A 21,955-nucleotide genomic window follows, 5' to 3' on the forward strand; every position below is an offset into this window, starting at 1 on the left:
ACTTTCTTTCACGTGTGTTAAATCCATTCAATTATGTGCTAACTCTTTGATTTTACTTTTCTGTTTATATTATTAATAGCCATGTTACTTGTTGAATTTACTGAGTAACATAAATTTACACACAAGCTTATCCACAGGATGTTAGTCAGATACTTAGTTAATCGGCGTGATTAATTTTAATTAACTGTAATCAATGGTGTACTCATAATAGTGGATGATTTTGGTGTGTTTTTAGTTATCTAACTAAGCAGAATATAAAACTTGGGATGTATCTGAGGCTACATTATGGCATCCTATTAGCATTCGTTCCTGACTAAAAAGATGATGACAGATTATGGCTCAGATTGCAGAAAACCCCCTTATTTTGGTTGATGGTTCTTCTTACCTATACCGTGCTTATCATGCATTTCCTCCACTGACTAATAGTGCAGGTGAGCCTACAGGGGCAATGTATGGCGTGCTTAATATGCTACGCAGTTTAATTATGCAGTATAAACCTAGCCATGTAGCGGTTGTCTTTGATGCGAAGGGAAAAACATTTCGTGATGAATTGTTTGAAAGCTATAAGTCTCATCGCCCACCCATGCCTGATGATTTACGCGCTCAAATCGGCCCATTGCATGAAATGGTTGAAGCGATGGGGTTGCCTTTACTTGTTGTTTCAGGCGTAGAGGCTGATGATGTTATCGGGACATTAGCCTGTGAAGCAAGCCGAAAAGGTATACCTGTGTTAATCAGTACGGGCGATAAAGATATGGCGCAATTAGTTGAACCTAATATTACGCTAATCAATACCATGAATAACACTATTCTAGGGCCTGATGAAGTCAAAGAAAAATACGGTGTTCCCCCTGAACTTATCATCGACTTTTTAGCCTTAATGGGGGATTCATCAGACAACATTCCCGGCGTGCCAGGTGTTGGTGAAAAAACAGCACTCGCTTTACTGCAAGGTATTGGTAGCTTAGACGCAATTTATAATGACCTTGAAGCTATCGCGCCATTAGGTTTTAGAGGCTCTAAAACGTTAGCTCCTAAAATGGCGGAAAACCGTGATGTTGCCTTTTTATCGTACCAATTAGCGACCATTAAAACGGATGTTGAGCTGGAAAAAACGTGTGAAGAGCTGAAAGTTGCTCAACCTGATGTGGATAAACTGCATCGATTATTCAGTCGTTATGAATTTAAACGTTGGCTAGCCGATGTTGAAAATGGGACTTGGATGGAGGGTAAAGGCTCAAGTGCGAAAGCAAGCCCAACACCAGCAACATCACCTGCGAAGCCATCAGCCCCAACTGCGCCAACATTGTGTGCCGAAAATTACCAAACGATCCTAGAAAAAGCCGATTTAGAGCGCTGGGTTGAAAAATTAAGCAAAGCATCATTATTTGCTTTTGATACTGAAACCGATAGCTTAGATACCCAAGAAGCTCGTTTAGTGGGAATGTCATTTGCAATTGAACCGGGGCACGCCGCTTATTTACCATTAGGCCACGATTACCTTGATGCGCCAGTACAGCTTCCTCTGAAAGAGGTTTTGGAACTTATGAAGCCTATTCTTGAGAGTGAAAACATCCTCAAAATTGGCCAAAACTTGAAGTATGATGCAGAAGTTCTTGAGAATTATGACATCGAATTAAAAGGCATTGGTTATGACACCATGCTGGAATCCTATGTATTAAACAGTGTTGCGGGGATGGGACGCCATGATATGGACAGCTTGGCCGATCGTCATTTGAACCACAAAACGGTGAGCTTTGAAGAGATTGCAGGGAAAGGCAAAAAACAGCTAACATTTAACCAAATCGCCTTAGAAGAAGCCGCTAATTATGCGGCAGAAGATGCAGATGTCACGTTATTATTGCACCACGCGTTATATCCACAATTAGAGGCAGAACCAAAGCTTAATCATATTTTCCAAAATATTGAAATGCCACTTGTGCCTGTGTTAGTGCGTATGGAGCGTAAAGGCGTTTTAATTGATGCAAACGTACTTGCAGCGCAGTCAAAAGTGATTACTGCCCGTTTAGCTGAATTGGAAAAAGAGGCTTTCGAACTTGCAGGGGAAGAGTTTAACCTCGCTTCACCAAAGCAATTGCAAACGATTTTATTCGAAAAATTACAATTGCCAGTGATAAAGAAAACGCCAAGTGGGGCTGCATCGACCAATGAAGAAGTACTTGAGGAATTGGCGCTGAACCATGCATTGCCGAAATTATTGCTTGAGCACCGTAGTTTAGCCAAATTGAAATCCACGTACACGGATAAACTGCCGCTAATGATTAACCCGCGTACTCAGCGCGTTCATACTTCTTACCACCAAGCTGTCACGGCAACAGGGCGTTTGTCTTCTCGGGATCCTAACTTACAAAACATCCCAGTGAGAACCGAAGAAGGGCGTCGGATCCGCCAAGCCTTTGTTGCACGTGAAGGCTACAAAGTGATGGCTGCGGACTATTCACAAATTGAATTGCGTATTATGGCGCATTTATCCCAAGATAAAGGCCTATTAACGGCATTTGCGGAAGGGAAAGATATCCATAAAGCAACAGCCGCTGAAGTCTTTGGTGTACCACTGGAACAAGTCACTAGTGACCAACGCCGCAGTGCCAAAGCGATTAATTTCGGGCTTATCTATGGCATGAGTGCGTTTGGCTTAGCGCGTCAATTAGGGATCCCTCGTGGTGAGGCGCAGCGCTATATGGATCTTTACTTTGAACGTTACCCTGGTGTATTACGTTACATGGAAAACACACGTATACAGGCTTCCGAACAAGGCTATGTTGAAACACTTGAGGGGCGCCGTTTATATCTGGCAGATATTAAATCCAGTAATGGGATGCGCCGTAAAGCAGCGGAACGCGAAGCGATCAACGCGCCAATGCAAGGAACCGCTGCGGATATCATTAAAAAAGCCATGATTGCCGTTGATAATTGGTTGCAAACGGAAAAACCGCATGCAGACATGCTAATGCAGGTTCACGATGAATTGGTCTTTGAGGTCAAAGAATCTGAACTAGAGCGTGTCCAAGCTCAAGTTCAGTCATTAATGGAACAAAGTATGAAACTCGATGTACCATTAAAAGTGGATGTAGGGATTGGCGATAACTGGGATGAAGCCCATTAATTTTTAACTGTATTGAATATAGAAACCTCCAAGACGTTATTGGAGGTTTTTTTATGTTTCAATAAAGGCATAACCGATAATTATGCGTTTGAAATAATTTACTAGAAATTTAATCTAACTCTGCAATAAATCAATTATTTTATGGTGAAACGCCAGAAAATGGATAACATTTTTATGCGACATACATCTCATAAATATGTAATTAAAATCCGTTTTTTGTCTTATTTTATGTGTGTTATTATGCTGAATCGTGGGCAGCTTTGAAAAAAAATTACAAAAAGGCTTTTTTTCGAGCGAAAAATAAAGTACATTAATAGGTGTAGGGTACAGAGGTAAGATGTTCTATCTTTCAGACCTTTTACTTCACGTAATCGGATTTAGCTGAATATTAGCTGCTCCAGTCAAAGTTTTTTTGACTGGAGCATTTTTTTATCTAAAATTCAGTGGATTAGAAGATATAAGGCAATAATGAGCCATTTCTGGCTCACAATAAAAGAAATCAAGCTGGTGTGTTATACCAACTATCTAGCTTAATGCGGAGTTTATCGACACCAATCTTTTTCAGCGCTGAAAAGTATTCCACTTCAATATCCCCTTCAAGAGGAGCAAGTGCTTGGCGAACTTCCATTAACTGTTTCTTTCTTGCGCCAGAGGCAAGTTTGTCTGCTTTAGTGAGCAAAACTAAAACGGGCACATTCATTGCAACAGACCATTCAATCATTTGCATATCGAGGTCTTTTAATGGATGACGGATATCCATTAATACAACAAGCCCCTTAATACATTCTCTTTTTTGGAGATATTCCCCGAGTGCTTGCTGCCATTTACGTTTCATTTCTTCAGGAACTTCGGCATAACCATAGCCCGGAAGGTCAACAAGGCGAACGCCTTCCTCAACTTCAAATAGGTTGATTAGCTGAGTTCTTCCTGGTGTTTTACTGGTACGTGCTAAGCTTTTTTGCTGTGTTAATGCATTTAATGCACTGGATTTCCCCGCATTAGAGCGGCCAGCAAAAGCCACCTCAATTCCGGTATCTTTAGGTAGATGGCGGATATCGGGTGCACTGATGACAAATTTTGCCATCTGGTAGTTATGATTTTTAATTGCCATTTGTCGTTCTCCCTGAGTTAGCCTCAAAAGGCTCGGGGATTATAGCTTTGCTTAGCGCTTCACGACAACTCGAAATATCCTCTCAACCTCTTTTCCCTTTGAATCCAGCCTTATTTTTGTATGTTGTGGGCGGGTGAAATAGTAATAATAGAAAAATAACCATTATTGATGACGTCTTTTACAGAAATTGGTCTAGAATTTAGCGCATTTAGTGTGTTTTTATTTTCTGGCGTAAATATAGGTAAATCTTCAGCATTCTTGTTGGCTTCACTCTAGAATTGCTTGATTGCAGTTGTAATGAGCTATAACGAAAGGGATCTTACATGTTAAAACGAATTTTTGTGCCACTTTTGGCCGTCTGCGCAATGAGCGCATCTTCTCTTGCATTATCTGCGGGTGAGACTTATGTTAAATTAGTCACGTCGGCGGGTGATATCGAATTAGAACTGAATAGCAAAAAAGCCCCTGTTACGACAGAAAACTTCGTTCAGTATGTTAATGAAGGTTATTACAACGGAACCACTTTCCACCGTGTTATTCCTGGATTTATGATCCAAGGCGGTGCGTTTGATAAAGATTTACAACAAAAACAAACCCGTGAACCGATTAAAAACGAGGCAGATAACGGTTTACGTAACTTACGCGGTACTATCTCAATGGCGCGTACAGCGAATAAAGACAGTGCAACGAGTCAATTTTTCATCAATGTCGCAGATAATGCTTTCTTAGACCATGGACAACGTGATTTTGGTTACGCTGTATTTGGTAAAGTGGTCAAAGGGATGGATGTTGCAGATAAAATCTCTAAAGTGAAAACGGAAAACGTGGGGCCATATCAAAATGTCCCAGTTGACCCTATTACAATCATCTCTGCAGAAGTAATTAAAAAGCCATAGTGGTTAAAAACGTCATAGTGGTTAAAAATGGTAGTGATTAAAAACTATCATATCAAATACAGTGGGTAAGTTGCTTTAACGTACCCACTTTTATTAAAAACCACGTTCCCCCCTTTGTGTGTCCCTTCATGAACGCTCTTCGTTAAAATGTGTCAGCTTCTACTCATTTTTAACAGCCTTTTATTTCATTGTATTTAAAGTAAATCTTAATCAAAATACGGGGTTGTTATAAGAGTGTAAATATAATTCCATGATTTTTATATGGAAATTTATCTCTGATAAAAAACAATCATTGACTTAAATAGGCTATTTTCCTGCTTTGGCTGTGCTATGATAGCCGCCATTATTATTTTTATGGTGTTTTAATCATCGTTCTGATTGCCAACACGATAAAAATATGCATAAGAATTAATATATAATGATAAAAATCAGTCGGATAGGCTAATATGCTTTTACTTATTGATAATTACGATTCTTTTACTTACAACTTATACCAATACTTTTGTGAGTTAGGGGCAGAAGTTGTTGTAAAACGTAATGATGAAATTACCATCGAAGAAATTGAACAGCTTTCACCTACACATCTTGTGATTTCACCTGGGCCATGTACACCGGATGAGGCAGGTATCTCCCTTGAGGCGATCAAATACTTTGCAGGTAAATTACCCATTTTAGGGATTTGCTTAGGGCATCAAGCGATTGGGCAAGCATTTGGTGCATCAGTCGTTAAAGCTCGAGAAGTTATGCACGGTAAAACCTCTGCTATCCACCATAACCATCAAGGTGTTTTCAAGGGCTTGAACCGCCCCTTGACAGTAACACGCTACCATTCACTGGTGATTGCGGCAGAGACACTTCCTGTTTCTTTTGATGTATCAGCGTGGTCACTGAACAATGGTGATGTTGATGAAATCATGGGAATACGGCACAAAACCTTGCCTATAGAAGGCGTTCAGTTCCATCCTGAAAGCATTCTGAGTGAGCAAGGCCATGAATTACTCAATAATTTTCTAAAATATTAGTTTATAAATCTGGTTCAGAATAAATTAATTATGCATATTATGCCCTTTGCTATTGCTCTTTTTTGATTTTTTATTCATATTTAATGATTATATTTTCATTGTCGCATTAAATAAGAGCAGGTGAGGGGTATGTCAGAGCAATCAGTAGTAAATCGGCAGACTTTTGATCAAGTTATGTTGCCTATATTTTCGCCAGCGGAATTTATTCCCGTTAAAGGCGAAGGGAGCCGTGTTTGGGATCAGCAAGGTAAAGAATATATTGATTTTGCTGGTGGGATTGCGGTTCTTGCTTTGGGGCATTGCCACCCTAGTTTGGTGTCGGCTGTGCGTGAACAGAGCGAAAAGCTATGGCATGTCAGCAATATTTTCACCAACGAGCAGGCGCTGAAGTTAGCACAAAAGCTCACGAATGCGACATTTGCTGACCGTGCATTTTTTGTGAATTCCGGCTCAGAAGCGAACGAAGCCGCATTTAAATTAGCGCGTCGTTACGCTATCACCAAATATAACCCATATAAAACTAAGATTATTGCTTTTAAACAAGCTTTCCATGGGCGCACATTATTTACCGTTTCGGTTGGTGGGCAAGCGAAATATGCGGATGGTTTTGGGCCAAAGCCTGCGGATATTATTCATGTACCTTTTAATGACCTTGATGCAGTCAAAGCGGTCATTGACGAAAATACCTGTGCAGTCGTTCTCGAACCAGTGCAAGGCGAAGGTGGTGTAACCGCAGCAACGTCAGAATTTCTGCAAGGTGTACGCAAACTGTGTGATGAAAATAACGCGTTGCTGATTTTTGATGAAGTGCAAAGCGGTATGGGGCGAACAGGCAAATTATTTTCTTATATGCATTACAATGTTGTGCCTGATATTTTAACTACGGCAAAAGCATTGGGTGGCGGTTTCCCTATTAGTGCAATGATCACCACTGAAGAAGTGGCAAAAACCATGGAAGTCGGTTCGCACGGCACCACCTATGGTGGCAATCCCTTAGCGTGTGCAGTAGGTAATGCAGCGTTTGATATTATTAATACTGAAGAAGTATTAAATGGTGTTGAAAAGAGTCGTGAATTATTTGTTGCTCATTTAAATAAATTGAATGATAAATACCACATCTTTTCTGAGATCAGAGGAATGGGATTATTAATTGGCGCGGAGTTAGACGGAAAACTATTGAACCGCTCGAAAGATATCCTGCAAGCTAGTGCAGTAGAAGGCCTGATGATGCTCAATGCTGGCACGAATGTTTTACGTTTTACGCCTTCTCTGATCATTTCTGAAGAAGAAATCAACAGCGGTATGGCGAAATTAGATGCGGCGATCGGGAAATTGCTGAGTTAACCATGAGATAAGATTGCAGAAAATATTTTCTGCAATCTATTTTTTAATGTTATTTAATTGTTTTTGTTTAATTTAATTTTAAAATAATATTTTTTTGAAGCTGTATTTCTTTCTTCATCTTGCTATTAAGTTGCTCTAATTTATTAGACGTTTTTTCTATTTCTTTTTCCATTTTACTCAATTTCATTGGGGTCATTGAGGTTGCTTTATGAATTGGGGAAGTTTTATTAATAGGCGGATGTTGTCTTAGTCTAGATGATCGCGTTTGCTTAATTAATAAGGAGCTAGCATTAGTTGCTTTTAGGTATTCAGGTAAATTAACGATTGCTCTCTCTCCTTTGTGGAGTCGATTGGTTGAATCACTGTGTCCATAGGTAATTTTGTCGGCCTTTCTAATTTTTCCAGGTTCTGGAATTTGATAAAGCGGTTTTTTTAAGCTTGTATTTAGTAAATAGCTGTCCATTGTTGTAGTAGGTATTTCTGTTTTATTCGTCGTTGATGCTCCATTAGTTTTAATTAACTGAGGAATATGGCTTTTTTTTGATTTAATTGGATGCTCTATTTTTTTAACCTGTGAAAAATCGTACATTTTGATTCGTTTGGGTATTTGGCTTTTTTGCTCTTCTTTATAATCATTTATATCATCAGAATGATAGCCGGATGAGCTTAAACTTACATTACTTGATGAGTGGGTGAGTTCAAAAGAGGATATTTTATTTGTATTTTTGATTTTATCATCTTTATTTTTTTCTTCTTTTTCAATCACTCGTTTAAAACTATTGTATTCATCTTCCAGCATTCTGATGGTTGCTCTCATATCATTGAAGATAACATTAATATCGCGAATTTTACCATTTGGTGGTATTGGGAAATCTATAATATCGATGATATTTAATTTTTTGAACTGCTTATGATTTTGATAAATGGGGTGGATTTCCTCTTCAGGTTCTGACTTTCTGTTTATCAGTTTATTAATTTCCGATTCAACTCGGATCATTTCATTGAGTAGGAATTTATAATTATTAAATAAATCTGATTTTTGCTGCTGAGCTGTATAAACTAAGTTACTTATAGCCTTAGTGCTATTAATTTCATTGTGTTTTTTAATTAACTCTTGTCTAGCTATAGTAGCCCCATCTGTAATTTTAACCTTTCCATTTTCAAACTTAACGCATAGTTCTTTCTTTTTATTTGTTTTAAAAACATCTCTGAACTTGCGAATACTTTTTTCATGAATGGATTTTATTTTATATTTAAAATTAGATAGCGTACCTGCGGAACGGTTTAAATGAAAATCTACAAACGTTGAGGTTTCAACGTTGTTTTTTTAGTTGTTTGCATTGGTAAGTCTTCCTGAGTTTTATGGGTAATTGAATGGTCTTCTACTGGGGTAAAATTTTTTTCTATTTTTCTCGAATTTTTAAATATGAGGGGATAGCGAGAAACTAAGCTCTGATCTTGAGAACTAGGCATATTTTTAAAAAAATCAAGGCTAGCCTTGAAATCGATAGAGCGGATGTCAATATTTTTATTTTTTTGAGTTCCAAAAGCAATCTTATGTTTAGGATCAAATACCTTATAAGTTGGCTGGGTGTTAGGTAGCAAACTTCCTATATTTAATGAAGATATAAAATTTACATTTCGCGTATTTTTCATCGACTCTGTAGTTTTATTTTCTAATGCCGGGAATTTTTCAGATGTGGAATTTGCATATTGTAATTTCTTTAAAAAATCCTTATTTTGTTGAAAGTTGTTAATAACGCTATTCGTAATATTTCCTGATTGTGGCAAGGAAAACTGGTGGTTTTGGTTGCTATTAATGGGCATATATAAATTCCCGAATGATTATGTATTAATTATCCATGATTTTATATAAGCATATTTTAAATAATATCAAAAAACGCGAGTATACTTGAAAATTAATAGAGGAGTGGGTACAAGAGAAAAGTGTAAACAGCGATATATTGCTGTTTACACTAAGAGTCTAGCCAACCAAGTTTGGCTAAAATATTAATTAACGGGTGCCGTAAACAACGATGGTTTTACCATGTGCAGAGATCAGGTTTTGATCTTCAAGCATTTTCAAAATACGGCCAACTGTTTCACGGGAACAACCCACGATTTGGCCGATTTCCTGACGGGTAATTTTGATTTGCATACCGTCTGGATGTGTCATCGCATCGGGTTGTTTGGCTAAATTTAATAGGGTTTGAGCTATACGGCCTGTCACATCTAAGAAGGCGAGGTTGCCCACTTTTTCAGACGTGGTTTGCAGGCGACTAGCCATTTGCGCAGAAAGGCGCATTAAAATATCAGGGTTTACCTGAATCAATTGACGGAATTTTTTGTAAGAAATTTCAGCAACTTCGCAGGCGACTTTTGCTCTAACCCACGCAGTGCGTTCTTGCCCTTCTTCAAATAACCCAAGCTCACCAATGAAATCCCCTTGATTCAGGTAAGAGAGGATCATTTCTTTGCCTTCTTCATCTTTAATTAAAACAGCCACCGAACCTTTAACGATATAGTAAAGGGTTTCTGCTTTCTCACCCTGATGGATAAGAGTGCTCTTGGATGGATATTTATGAATATGGCAGTGTGACAAAAACCATTCAAGAGTAGGGTCTGTTTGTGGCTTGCCGAGAACCATTAGCGTTATCCTCTGTATGTTATTGCAGCCATTCAGAAAAACGAATTAGAAAGGCTGGCTTTAAAGTCACTAGCTTAGCATATTAATTTGCCTTATATACCTTTAAATAATCTAACAGCTGATTGGTTCAGCGTTTTTGATTGCTTTGGGTAACGCAAATTGATATCAACACTATAATATGATCAATTAAACCGTTGAGTTTTGATCTTAATCCTATCAACTAAGTATTGTTTGTAGCATATTCAATACAGAAAGTCTCCCCTGTATCGCTTCAGCCAAATAAAGTTGATATAACATTCATTATATCTATGGAACAATGTAGCCTTTAAGTCGATTTCATTTCAAGGGGAAATACAATGGAAGCAAGAGTAAAGTGGGTTGAAGGGCTTTCTTTTTTAGGTGAGTCAGCGTCTGGACACCAAGTGATGATGGATGGGAATGCGGGTGATAAAGCGCCAAGCCCAATGGAAATGGTGCTCATGGCAGCAGGTGGCTGTAGTGCGATTGATGTCGTTTCGATTTTACAAAAGGGTCGTTACGATGTGACTAATTGTGAAGTTAAGTTAACGTCACAGCGCCGTGAAGAAGCCCCGCGTTATTTTGTAAAAATCCATTTGCATTTTATTGTAGCTGGGAATGAATTAACAGAAAAAGGGGTCGAACGTGCGGTTCAACTTTCCGCAGAAAAATATTGTTCGGTGGCGTTGATGTTAGAGAAAACCGTTGAAGTCACACACAGCTTTGAAATAAAAAGCTAAAAATAAATTTAATATTTACTAATATATTTGAATCGAAAGATGCTTATCTTAATTAATGATAAGCATCTTATTTATTAATCAAAAAATAATTTAATTGTTGTTCTTTTGATTAATTAATTTTTCGACTATTGGCGCCATAATTAATTCCATCGCTAGCCCCAATTTCCCTCCAGGAACGACAATTGTATTCATTGCGGAAATAAATGAGCCGGATATCATTGATAGCAAATAGGGGAAATCAATTTGTTCTAGCCCACGAAAACGGATCACAATAAAGCTTTCGTCTTGTGACGGAATCGCTTTTGCTGAGAATGGGTTAGATGTGTCTACCGTTGGAACACGTTGGAAATTAATGTGAGTGCGAGAAAATTGTGGCGTGATGTAATTAATATAGTCCCCCATAGAACGCACAACCGAGTCCATGACGGCTTCGCGAGAGTGCCCTCGCTCTGTGGTATCGCGGATCAATTTTTGGATCCATTCTAGGTTGACAATAGGGACAACGCCGACAAGCAAATCAACATGTTGTGCAACATTATGTTCTGGCGTCACAACGCCCCCATGTAGCCCCTCATAAAACAATATATCTGTTTTGTCTGGCAGCGGCTCCCAAGGGGTGAATGTCCCTGGTTGCAAGCCATAAGGTACGGCTTCATCATAAGTATGTAGGTATTTACGGGACTGCCCACAGCCGGTTTTTGCGTAATCAACTAAGGTTTGTTCAAGCAAAGCAAAATCATTCGCTTCGGGGCCAAAATAACTGATGTGCCGCCCTTGTTCTCTGGCTTTACGGATAGCCATATCCATTTCAGGACGTGTATAGCGATGAAAGCTATCCCCTTCCAGTGTTGCCGGTTGAATATTTAATTGGTGAAAAACTTTACGAAATGCTTGGCTAGTTGAGGTTGTGCCAGCACCGCTTGAACCGGTGATGGCTATGATTGGGTGCTTTTTGGACATCGCAGACTCCCTGTGTTGCGCTAATAAGCACTATTTTAATCAACAGTGCATGAAGCGGATTAACGGGTGTTAGGGTTATGAGTCTTATTTGATAGTTTACGACATGGTTGCGTTGGAAAACACTCACTTAATTTGTGGTTGCTGATGATGTCAAAATGAACCATGGAATAAACACATCATAAAGAAAAACTTCCCTTAGGCATGAAATTAACCGATTCATGCAATTCAGACCAGACTAGCACAATTTCACCAGAAACTAACTGCTGTTTCACATCGTTAACCTTATCTTGCAAGCTTTTTTCATGGGAGCCATAGTCTGTCCCTTCTCGTAAAACATAGCTTTCAATTAGGTTTTCCAATGTTTCAGGCTCAAGTTCTTGCCAAGGAATAATCACATTATTTCCTTATCTAAATAAGGCGTTAACCATTGAGGAATACGGGTTTCTAACCACATTTGCGGTTTTCTCAATGTACCGCTCACAAAGCCGACGTGCCCGCCATGTTCTGTCATTTGGTATTCCACATTGTGGGGTAAAAATGATAAATCAGGCACAACTTCAGGCGCCATAAATGGGTCATCTTTGGCGTGAATAATTAACGTTGGTTTAGTGATATAAGCTAATTTGGGTAATGCGCTGCATTTTTGATAATAATCGGTTGCATCATCAAACCCATGAATACGTGCAGTAATCACATCATCAAACTCACGGATCCGTTTAAGCTGCTTTAATTGTAAGAGGTTTAAGGGTAGTGAGCCTGGATAACGCACTAATTTTCGGGTGGCATTGCGTTTCAAGCTATTGAGCAAATAACGTTGATAAAATTGAGAAATGCCCTTTTCCATGCGTAAAGAGCAGGCTTCTAACATCAAAGGAGCAGAAACAACAACACCCGCATCGACATCTGCATTTTGGCCGCTTTCAGCTAAATAGCACGCTAACATATTACCACCAAGGGAATAGCCGACCGCGGCCGTCGGCGTATCACCATAGGTTTGTTTTAACCAACGGAGGAAATAGCGAGCATCACTGGTTTCGCCTGAATGGTAAATTCGCTGTTGGCGATTGGGTTCACCACTACAACCGCGAAAATGCATAATCACCCCCAACCAACCATGTTTTTGGGCAGCTTCTAGCATCCCGTGGGCATAAGGACTCTTAAAATTGCCTTCTAGGCCATGGAATATCACTAAACGTGGCTTGTGCGCTGCTAGCTCAGGTTTTTCACTCCAAGCGAGATCGATAAAATCGCCATCTGGCAATTCAAGCCGCTGCCATATCGGTTTGATTTTCGGTGTTCTACGGAAAATCCTTGGCAGTAATGTTTGAAGATGTGGATTTTTAGCCCAACTTATTGGACGAAAGTTTTCTGACATAGCCTTATTTTTATTTAATGGAGACTCTTGTGAGTCACATAACATACTGTTATTTTTTTGTGATGCAAGTAAACAAATTTGAGTTTGAGGCTAAAGTATAAATGACATTGGGGCTGGTTTTTTCTCTTTTTACGTTTTTATTCATTGCTGCAGTCACTCCCGGCCCTAACAATATGTTGCTAACGTCAAGTGCAGCAAATTACGGTTTTCGTCATACGATTGTATTATGCCTTGGTATTATGTTAGGTATGCAATCTATACTTTATCTCTCTGCATTCGGTATTGCCGCACTTTTACTGCTTTATCCTGCCATTCATATCGCATTAAAAATTGCTGGGAGCTTGTATTTACTTTGGCTCGCATGGAAAACAGCCACCGCTAATTATGCACCACTTAAGGTCAATAGCGAAGTCGCGAAAAGCGTGACTTGGTATCAAGGGGGGTTATTACAGTTTTTGAACCCAAAAGCGTGGATGATGGGTTTAGGAGCTGTAGGGGGATTTAGTCTCCCCGGTGAGTTATTCACCCAATCTATTTTAATGATGAGCATCGCATTCGTGGTAGTTAACTTAGTGGCGGGTTTAATCTGGATGGGGTTTGGTTCATTAATCAGCTTATTTTTGCGTAGCCGCCGTGCTTGGTTTATTTTTAACTGGGTAATGGGAATTTTAACGGCTTTGTGTGTTCCCCTGATTTGGTTGGAATGATTTTTTGATAAAAGTGTAGTTTATAGACTCATAAAAAAGCAGCCAACTAGCTGCTTTTTTGTTTGATCGAGTTATTAATCTAAATCGACGTTCTTAGTTCCGAAAAAATAAGTAAAAATAAAACCGAATAAGTAGGAAACGAGTAACCCGCCTACATAAACTAACATCCCTGGGACCACGCCATCCGCAGAGGTCATCATTGGTATAGCGACTAAGCCAGATGGGCCAAACACGGTATTTAAACCAACCGGTAAACCCATCCAAGCGACTAAGCCAACAAAGAAACCTCCCGCAGCACCGCCTAAACATGCTGTGACAAACGGTTTCATTCGCGGAAGGGTGACACCGTAGATCAGCGGCTCACCGACACCTAAGAAACCTGGAATGATAGCACCACGAATTTGGTTGCGTAATATTGAGTCTTTTGCGGCTTTAACATACAACGCCATTGCGGCACCAACTTGCCCACCACCTGCCATCGCTAGGATAGGGAAAAGTGAGTTAAAGCCTTGAGTTTCAACCAATGCCATATATACCGGAACAAAACCTTGGTGCACGCCAAACATTACTGCAATTAAGAATAGCCCAGCAAGTATTGCCGTTCCGAATGGATTGCTGTTTAAATGAACAAAAAGCCATGACATGCCTGAGAATAACCAACTGCCAATTGGCATGATGAAGATAAACACCGCAGCACCAACAATTAATAGGGTAATTGTTGAAGTTAAAATCATATCAAGGTTTGCTGGGATGATTTTACGTACCTGTTTTTCTACCCATGCGCCAAAAATACAGGCAATCAAGACCCCAATAATGTTACCTCTTGGGTCGATAGCTAACCCGAAGAAGCTATTCATGTCAGAATAGAACCCTTTGGCTATTTCAGGGTTGTAGCCAAGAACAAACAGTGAAGCGATGATGGCGCCATTTACTGCGCTACCGCCAAAGGCTTTTTGAGTGTTATAACCAATAAGAATACTTAGAAAGCTAAACAGCCCTTTGCTAAATACGGACATATATAAAATAGTATGTACGAGTAGGGTCTGCTCTTCAGGTTTTGTGGGGAGACCTGCAGGGAAATAGCTCTGTTTTGCCAGTGTTGCAAAACCTAATAATAAGCCAGCAGCAATAAAACCTGGAATTAAGGGGGTAAATATCGTGGCAAATTTTGATAAAAATCGGTGAACGGCACTGGTTTGTTTCTTTTTCAGTTGCTGTTTATTTGCAGAAGCAATGTCTTTCAGATCATGAGGGGAAGATGCTGCCTGATGGTCGTCGTCTTCACCTTCTAGCAATTGATTCATTAAATCCGCAGCAGTTTGTGCTTTGCCGGGGCCCACGATGATTTGCAGTTGTTCATCACTTTCAATAACACCAAGCACTCCTGCGATTTGTTTGAGTGCGGCTTTATCGACCAACTGGTCGTCATTGAGTGTTAAGCGCAGGCGCGTCATACAGTTGCCCGCTAACTTAATATTACGACGACCACCAACGTGTTGCAGAACTTGCTGCATCATTTCTATTGTTATTTTAGCCATGCTATTTATCTCATAAAATCCGCAGGTTAAGCGGAGGTAGCGATATTGAGTGCTGTACGAATAAAGCCATTATTATTAGAAAGTAACTGGCGGGCTTCATCGGCATTCAAGCCAGATAACACCATTAAAATGGCGGTTTTACAGTGTCTATCACATTGTTGAAGTGCAGACTCTGCGGTATTTCTATCGCATTGTGTCGCTTCCATCACAATCTTTGTTTGTCTTTCAATCAATTTGGCGTTGGTGGCTTCCACATCAACCATCAAATTGCCAAATACTTTACCGATACGGATCATCGCCCCAGTGGTGATCATGTTCAGTACTAATTTTTGTGCAGTCCCTGCTTTCATGCGGGAGGAACCCGTAACGACTTCAGGGCCGACAACTGGCGTGATGGCGATATCAGCACTATTCGCCACAGGGCTATTAGGGTTACAGCTGATAGCCGCGGTGGTGGCGCCAACTTGGCGTGCGTACGCGAGCGCGCCTAACACGTAGGGAGTACGCCCACTGGCTGCGATGCCGACGAGTACATCATTCTCATTAAATTGAATGTCTTTGAGGTCTTGTTCACCCAGTTCAGGTTTATCTTCTGCATTTTCCACGGCACGGAAGATAGCTTGATGACCACCGGCAATTAAACCTACAACTTGTTCATGGGGCGTACCATAAGTTGGCGGGCACTCACTAGCATCAAGAATACCTAAACGGCCCGATGTGCCTGCACCCGAGTAAATCAGACGACCACCTTTTAAAAAGGCTTCTGCGACTTTATCAACCAGTTGGGCAATTTCAGGGAGCACTTTTTCAACCGCTAACGGAACGAGTTTGTCTTCATTATTAATGACCTTCAGCATCTCAGCCGTTGAGAGTTGGTCGATATTAGTACTGGCCGCATTACGGCTTTCAGTTACCATCTTGCTTAAGTCGATAGTCATAAAAATTGCTCCTAAATCAGTTATTGTACTAATAATAAGGAATTATTTATTCCCTTGGTGTGATTGAAATCACGGTGTTATCTATTCTAACTTGCGAATATAAAAGAATATTTTGTTACTTAATTCAGATGGGATTTCTGTTGTTGGTTGAATTTCAACAATTATTTTTAAGTCATCGGTCAAATAAAATAGGAATAATTTATTATTAATTTATTCTATGAAACGAAAAAAGAACGTTAATCTCTAGAGGGTGTCATGACACTATTGGATATCATTACTTACTCATTACCGCGATTAGCAGAAAACCAACGCAAAATTGCACAATTTATCCTTGAAAATCCCGAAAATGTGCTGAACTTGTCATCTCAGCAGCTAGCGGAAATTTTAGATGTCAGCCAATCTGCTATCGTTAAGTTTAGCCAAAAAGTTGGGTTAAAGGGATATCCTGCTCTGAAACTGGCGCTTAGTGAGATTATCGGGCGCCAACAATTTAAGGAAGGAGCGCCTCATTCCGCTCTACATAATCGTATTGCGCCTGATGACAACTTGATGGTTGTTGCTCAGAAATTGGCAATGGAAAAAAATCATTCAATTACAGAAACAACAAAATTAATTGATTTCAAGCAATTTGAAAGAGTTGTTGAACGAATAGACCAATCACAGAGAGTTCAAATTGTCGGTATTGGAGGATCAGGATTAACAGCAAAAGATTTAAGTTACAAATTACAAAAAATTGGAATTACAACGCTAGTGGAGTCAGACCATCATGTGCAAATAGCGGCTGCCCTCACGCTTAATACTCATGATGTACAAATCGTTATTTCTTTTACAGGTAGGCGTAAAGACATGCTAACTGCCGCGAATATTGCACGTAAGCAAGGGGCGTGCGTCGTTGCGATCACGCGTGATCGTGATTCACCATTGGGGCAACTAGCGGATTATGTTCTTGAAAGCATCGCAGAAGAAGATGAATGGCGTAGTTCGTCAATATCATCAAGAACTGCGCAAAATACGCTTACTGATTTGATCTTTATGGCGTTATTACAACGAAGAGAAGCGAAAGCGAAGTCATTGGTTATGAATGCAAGAGTAGTGATTAATAAATTAGATGAATGATTGGTGGCTAGGATCCTCATCGATAACTTTGCAATCAAGCCTTATTTGCGTTAAGACTAATATCATAAGTATTTTGATTTTAAAAAGTTAAAAGGGAGTTATTGATGAGAGCACTCATAGTTTATACGGAATTAACCGATGACGACTCCGTTATTAGCCATGCCGTAGCAAGACTCGCCAGTGAACTTAAAGATGAGCACGTAGAAACCGTGATCATTCGTAATTTTGAAGATGGGATGGCATACATTCGGTCAAACACCAGCATTGACTGCTTGTTATATGGCCGTGATATGTCAGACACGCAGGAACAAACGCAAGCACATCAATTAATTACCCAACTTCATCGCAGGCAAGAAGATGTCCCTGTCTTTTTATTAAGTGATCGTGAAGAAGCCTTGACGGCATTTGACCGTAAGATGATGGAACAAGTCGATGAATTTGCGTGGATTTTAGAAGATTCTGCAGATTTTATTGCAGGCCGTGTCCTTGCCGCGATTATCCGTTACCGTGCTAATTTATTACCCCCTTTGATGAAAAGCTTGATTAAATACAGTGATGTACATGAATATTCATGGGCAGCTCCGGGGCATCAAGGTGGTGTTGGGTTCACTAAAACCCCCGCAGGTCGCATCTATCATGATTTCTTTGGGGAAAATTTATTTCGTACAGATATTGGTATCGAGCGGGTTGCTGTGGGTTCACTGTTAGATCATACCGGCGCATTTGGTGAATGTGAAAGAAATGCCGCACGTATTTTTGGGGCTGACCAATCTTATTCCGTGGTTGTGGGAACATCCGGTTCGAACCGAACAATTATGCAAGCTTGCATGACAGATGATGATGTTGTTGTCATTGACCGTAACTGCCACAAATCTATTGAGCAAGGTTTGATTTTAACCGGAGCAAAACCGGTTTATATGACGCCAAGCCGTAATCGTTATGGCATCATTGGTCCGATTTACCCTCAAGAAATGACCGCAGAAGCGATTGCTGAAAAAATCGCTAAAAACCCATTAACGTCGGATAAAATAGGCAAACGTCCTGCATATAGCGTTGTCACCAACTGTACTTACGATGGCGTATGTTATCACGCACGTAAAGTACAAGACTTGCTGGATAAATCATTGGATAGGATCCATTTCGATGAAGCATGGTACGGCTACGCACGTTTTAACCCTATCTACCATGACCATTTTGCGATGCGTGATGACCCCAGAAAAGACGATGAGCCGACCATTTTTGCGACTCACTCTACGCATAAATTATTGAATGCACTTTCGCAAGCTTCATTTATCCACGTTCGAAATGGCCGTAATGCGATTGATTTTAATCGTTTTAACCAAGCCTACCATATGCATGCGACCACTTCACCGCTATATGCCATTTGTGCTTCGAATGATATTGCCGCAGACATGATGGACGGTAATAGTGGACGTTCACTTACTGATGAAGTGATCCGTGAAGCTATCGACTTTCGCCAATCACTGGGCTACCTATATAAAGAATTTATCAATGACGACGAGTGGTTCTTTAAACCATGGAATCAAGAGATGGTGAAAGACCCAGCAACAGGTAAGCGCTATGCTTTTGAAGATGCCCCTGTTGAACTGTTGATGAAAGAGCAAAGCTGCTGGGTGATGAACCCTGAAGATAAATGGCACGGTTTTAAAGATATCCCTGAAAATTGGGCGATGCTTGACCCGATTAAGGTCAGTATCTTGTCTCCAGGAATGGGGGATGATGGTAAATTACTGGATAGCGGAGTCCCAGCAGCGCTAGTCACGGCATGGTTAAATCACTATGGTATCGTGCCAACCCGGACGACTGATTTCCAAATTATGTTCTTGTTTTCAATGGGAATTACAAAAGGTAAATGGGGGACGCTGGTTAATGCGCTGCTATCGTTTAAACGCCACTATGACAATAATACAGCACTGAAAAAGGTATTGCCTGAAGTGGTTGAAGCGGCACCTGAAATTTATGGTGAGATGGGGTTACGTGATTTAGGGAATAAAATGTTTGTGTATCTGCAGAAAAATAACCCTGGAGGCCAGTTAAACCAAGCTTATGAGCAACTCCCTCAAGTGATGATGAGCCCACGCGATGCCTATCAAGAAATTGTTGCTAACCGCGTTGAGGCGGTGCCTTTAGATAAACTCGCCGGTCGTATCGCAGCAAACTCGATTATTCCGTACCCACCGGGCATTCCAATGTTGCTATCAGGGGAAAGTTTTGGTGATAAAAATAGTCCACATATTGGCTATCTAAATAGCCTTCAAGCATGGGATAGCGAATTTCCTGGCTTTGAACACGAAACGGAAGGCACTGAAATTATTGATGGCCAGTATTATGTGATGTGTGTGAAAGAATAAGATTCAGTGATGATAAAAATGAAAAGCTATCAAAAGATAGCTTTTCGTGATTTTAATGGATTGTGATGTTTTATAACGAATTAATTTAATTCAAACTCACTAGTCATAGCTTCTAACTGCTCTTGCAATTCCATCCACTCCATTTCGGCCTCTTCAAGAGCTGCTTTGTGTTCAGTTTGTTTTTTCAAGCATTCCGCCAATTCGGCTTTTTTATCTTGTTCGTAAATGGCAGCATCAGAAAGTTTGGCTTCTAGGTCACTTAGGGTATTGGAATGCTTATCCATCAGCTTTTCCAATTCCGTAATTTTTTTACGGATAGGCTGAGTTAATTGACGAAATTCAGCTTCACGACGTTTTTGATCTTTTCTATCTTGTGCTGTAACCGTTGCAGCGGCCGCCGGTTTGTCTTTTTCTTGCCGGTCACGGAACTGTTGTAATTCCAGCTTATTTTGTTCTGCTAGCCATTGTTGGTAATCTTCTAAATCACCATCAAATTGCTCGACAGAACCGCCATGGACTAAATATAGTTCATCGGTGGTGGTGCGCAGTAAATGCCTATCATGGGAAACGACAACTAAAGCCCCTTCGAAGGCCATTAAGGCTTCGGTAAGTGCTTGGCGCATGTCTAAATCCAAGTGGTTGGTTGGCTCATCCAGTAACAGTAAGTTAGGACGCTGCCATACAATCAACGCTAGCACTAAACGGGCTTTTTCACCGCCAGAGAAACGGCCGCTCGGGTCTGTCACTTGGTCGCCTTTAAAGCCAAACCCCCCTAAATAGTCGCGTAATTGCTGCTCAGTTTGCTCTGGTGCAAGGCGAGCAAGATGCTGCAAAGGTGATTCTTCAGGGTGCAAATACTCCAATTGGTGCTGGGCGAAATAACCCAGTTTAATCCCTTTTGCGAGGGCGATTTCTCCCTGTAATGGCGGTAAATCACCCGCTAACATCTTAATTAATGTGGATTTACCCGCACCATTTCGGCCCAGTAGGCCGATGCGTGAACCTGGTACCAAGTTTAGTTTAATGGATTGCAAAATGACTTTTTCACCGTAGCCAGCGCTGACTTTTTCCATTTTCAATAATGGATTCGGTAAGCTTTCTGGTTTACGGAATGAAAAATGGAATGGATTATCCACATGAGCCGGAGCGACCATTTCCATTCTTTCAAGCATCTTAATACGGCTTTGTGCTTGCTTGGCTTTCGTCGCTTGCACTCTAAAACGGTCAATATAACTTTGTAAATGCGCCGCTTTGGCTTGTTGGCTCTCATACAACGCTTGTTGCTGAGCGAGTTTTGTCGCACGTTGGCGCTCAAAAGAAGAATAGTTACCCGTGTATTCAAACATCGTTTCTTGTTCGATATGCAGGACTTTATCAATAATCGGGTCGAGGAAATCCCTATCATGGGAAATCAAAATCAGGGTGCCTTGGTAGCTTTTTAACCATTTTTCTAACCAAATCACTGCATCTAAATCAAGGTGGTTGGTTGGCTCATCGAGTAACAACAGGTCAGAACGGCAAAGCAGTGCCTGCGCGAGGTTCAAACGCATCCGCCATCCACCGGAAAATGATTTTACTGGGGAATCTAGTTGTGACTGACTAAAACCTAAACCATGTAGCAAACTGGATGCGCGAGAACGGATGGTCCATGCATCAATGGCATCAAGCTGCCCATGAACCATAGCGATGGCATGACCATCATTTTTTTCATTAGCTTGTTGAAGTTTTTGTTCTAAAGCTCGGAACTCGCGGTCGCCATCAATCACATATTCAAGAGCGGGCACATCAAGCGCTGGGGTTTCTTGGTTCACCCATGCCATGGACCAATTACTTGGAAAGGTTGCAGAACCTGCTTCAGCTTGCAATTCGCCTTTTAATAACGCAAGAAGGGTCGATTTACCGCAGCCGTTTTTACCCACTAAACCAACTTTTTGGCCGGGGTTAATAGTCGCAGTGGCATTGTCCAACAGAACACGGACACCTCGACGAATTTGGAGTGAAGAGAAAACAATCATAGCAACCGTCTATTCAAAATATGTTAAAT

General features: G+C 40.5%; 18 protein-coding genes. 8 read left to right on the forward strand and 10 right to left on the reverse strand.

All coding sequences use genetic code 11. The features are described from left to right. The first annotated feature begins 334 nt into the window (after positions 1–334). The gene (gene polA, locus M0M83_RS01585) at positions 335–3,127 is read left to right on the forward strand and encodes a DNA polymerase I (protein ID WP_213913584.1); all 2,793 of its coding nucleotides are present in this window, start codon (positions 335–337) and stop codon (positions 3,125–3,127) included. Positions 3,128–3,626: 499 nt separating this feature from the next. Here polA and yihA read toward each other — a convergent pair whose 3' ends face one another. After that, complete coding sequence (gene yihA / locus M0M83_RS01590) at positions 3,627–4,238, reverse strand: ribosome biogenesis GTP-binding protein YihA/YsxC (RefSeq protein WP_125891687.1); 612 nt, start codon at positions 4,236–4,238, stop codon at positions 3,627–3,629. 323 nt (positions 4,239–4,561) lie between these two features. Here yihA and ppiA point away from each other — a divergent pair, with 323 nt between their 5' ends. The 3 genes from ppiA to M0M83_RS01605 all read left to right on the forward strand — a co-directional run bounded on the left by ppiA (position 4,562) and on the right by M0M83_RS01605 (position 7,500). Continuing rightward, positions 4,562–5,134, forward strand: coding sequence for a peptidylprolyl isomerase A (gene ppiA, locus M0M83_RS01595; protein WP_125891686.1), 573 nt, complete (start codon positions 4,562–4,564; stop codon positions 5,132–5,134). A 446-nt stretch (positions 5,135–5,580) separates the two neighbouring features. Next, complete coding sequence (locus M0M83_RS01600) at positions 5,581–6,156, forward strand: aminodeoxychorismate synthase component II (protein ID WP_004265957.1); 576 nt, start codon at positions 5,581–5,583, stop codon at positions 6,154–6,156. Positions 6,157–6,285: 129 nt separating this feature from the next. Further along, positions 6,286–7,500, forward strand: coding sequence for an aspartate aminotransferase family protein (locus M0M83_RS01605; RefSeq protein WP_213913586.1), 1,215 nt, complete (start codon positions 6,286–6,288; stop codon positions 7,498–7,500). A gap of 67 nt (positions 7,501–7,567) precedes the next feature. Here M0M83_RS01605 and M0M83_RS01610 read toward each other — a convergent pair whose 3' ends face one another. The 3 genes from M0M83_RS01610 to crp all read right to left on the reverse strand — a co-directional run bounded on the left by M0M83_RS01610 (position 7,568) and on the right by crp (position 10,147). Then, entirely contained in the window at positions 7,568–8,497 is a 930-nt protein-coding gene (locus M0M83_RS01610; protein WP_248467449.1) for a hypothetical protein, read from the reverse strand. Between the two features lie 299 nt (positions 8,498–8,796). After that, the gene (locus M0M83_RS01615; RefSeq protein ID WP_248467451.1) at positions 8,797–9,327 is read right to left on the reverse strand and encodes a hypothetical protein; all 531 of its coding nucleotides are present in this window, start codon (positions 9,325–9,327) and stop codon (positions 8,797–8,799) included. A gap of 187 nt (positions 9,328–9,514) precedes the next feature. Next, entirely contained in the window at positions 9,515–10,147 is a 633-nt protein-coding gene (crp, locus tag M0M83_RS01620; RefSeq protein ID WP_006813718.1) for a cAMP-activated global transcriptional regulator CRP, read from the reverse strand. A 356-nt stretch (positions 10,148–10,503) separates the two neighbouring features. On the opposite strand from crp, the gene M0M83_RS01625 reads away from it, so the two are divergent. Next, positions 10,504–10,905 (forward strand): OsmC family protein, encoded by a 402-nt coding sequence (locus M0M83_RS01625; RefSeq protein ID WP_213913590.1) that lies wholly within the window; start codon positions 10,504–10,506, stop codon positions 10,903–10,905. Between the two features lie 90 nt (positions 10,906–10,995). On the opposite strand, the gene M0M83_RS01630 is transcribed toward M0M83_RS01625, so the two are convergent. The 3 genes from M0M83_RS01630 to M0M83_RS01640 all read right to left on the reverse strand — a co-directional run bounded on the left by M0M83_RS01630 (position 10,996) and on the right by M0M83_RS01640 (position 13,240). Then, entirely contained in the window at positions 10,996–11,865 is an 870-nt protein-coding gene (locus M0M83_RS01630; protein ID WP_004265947.1) for a phosphoribulokinase, read from the reverse strand. Between the two features lie 176 nt (positions 11,866–12,041). Then, on the reverse strand, positions 12,042–12,260 hold the full coding sequence (locus M0M83_RS01635) for a YheU family protein (RefSeq protein WP_125891644.1): 219 nt from the start codon (positions 12,258–12,260) through the stop codon (positions 12,042–12,044). Beyond that, on the reverse strand, positions 12,257–13,240 hold the full coding sequence (locus M0M83_RS01640; RefSeq protein WP_248467452.1) for a hydrolase: 984 nt from the start codon (positions 13,238–13,240) through the stop codon (positions 12,257–12,259). The genes M0M83_RS01635 and M0M83_RS01640 overlap by 4 nt, the downstream gene beginning before the upstream one ends. A gap of 101 nt (positions 13,241–13,341) precedes the next feature. Here M0M83_RS01640 and M0M83_RS01645 point away from each other — a divergent pair, with 101 nt between their 5' ends. Further along, on the forward strand, positions 13,342–13,947 hold the full coding sequence (locus M0M83_RS01645) for a LysE family translocator (RefSeq protein WP_125891642.1): 606 nt from the start codon (positions 13,342–13,344) through the stop codon (positions 13,945–13,947). A 74-nt stretch (positions 13,948–14,021) separates the two neighbouring features. On the opposite strand, the gene murP is transcribed toward M0M83_RS01645, so the two are convergent. Together murP and murQ are read right to left on the reverse strand one after the other, a co-directional pair. Further along, positions 14,022–15,485, reverse strand: a complete 1,464-nt coding sequence (gene murP, locus M0M83_RS01650) for a PTS N-acetylmuramic acid transporter subunit IIBC (RefSeq protein ID WP_248467454.1) — start codon at positions 15,483–15,485, stop codon at positions 14,022–14,024. A 26-nt stretch (positions 15,486–15,511) separates the two neighbouring features. Next, on the reverse strand, positions 15,512–16,423 hold the full coding sequence (murQ, locus tag M0M83_RS01655; RefSeq protein WP_125891640.1) for an N-acetylmuramic acid 6-phosphate etherase: 912 nt from the start codon (positions 16,421–16,423) through the stop codon (positions 15,512–15,514). Positions 16,424–16,678: 255 nt separating this feature from the next. Here murQ and M0M83_RS01660 point away from each other — a divergent pair, with 255 nt between their 5' ends. Together M0M83_RS01660 and adiA are read left to right on the forward strand one after the other, a co-directional pair. Continuing rightward, complete coding sequence (locus M0M83_RS01660; RefSeq protein ID WP_125891639.1) at positions 16,679–17,539, forward strand: MurR/RpiR family transcriptional regulator; 861 nt, start codon at positions 16,679–16,681, stop codon at positions 17,537–17,539. A 104-nt stretch (positions 17,540–17,643) separates the two neighbouring features. Then, positions 17,644–19,911 (forward strand): arginine decarboxylase, encoded by a 2,268-nt coding sequence (adiA, locus tag M0M83_RS01665; RefSeq protein WP_248467455.1) that lies wholly within the window; start codon positions 17,644–17,646, stop codon positions 19,909–19,911. An 80-nt stretch (positions 19,912–19,991) separates the two neighbouring features. Here the strand turns inward: adiA and M0M83_RS01670 are convergent, their stop codons facing one another. Next, positions 19,992–21,926 (reverse strand): ABC transporter ATP-binding protein, encoded by a 1,935-nt coding sequence (locus M0M83_RS01670; protein ID WP_248467456.1) that lies wholly within the window; start codon positions 21,924–21,926, stop codon positions 19,992–19,994. Positions 21,927–21,955 lie beyond the last annotated feature (29 nt).

The organism is Providencia rettgeri, from assembly GCF_023205015.1.
GTDB classification, from domain to species: domain Bacteria; phylum Pseudomonadota; class Gammaproteobacteria; order Enterobacterales; family Enterobacteriaceae; genus Providencia; species Providencia rettgeri_E.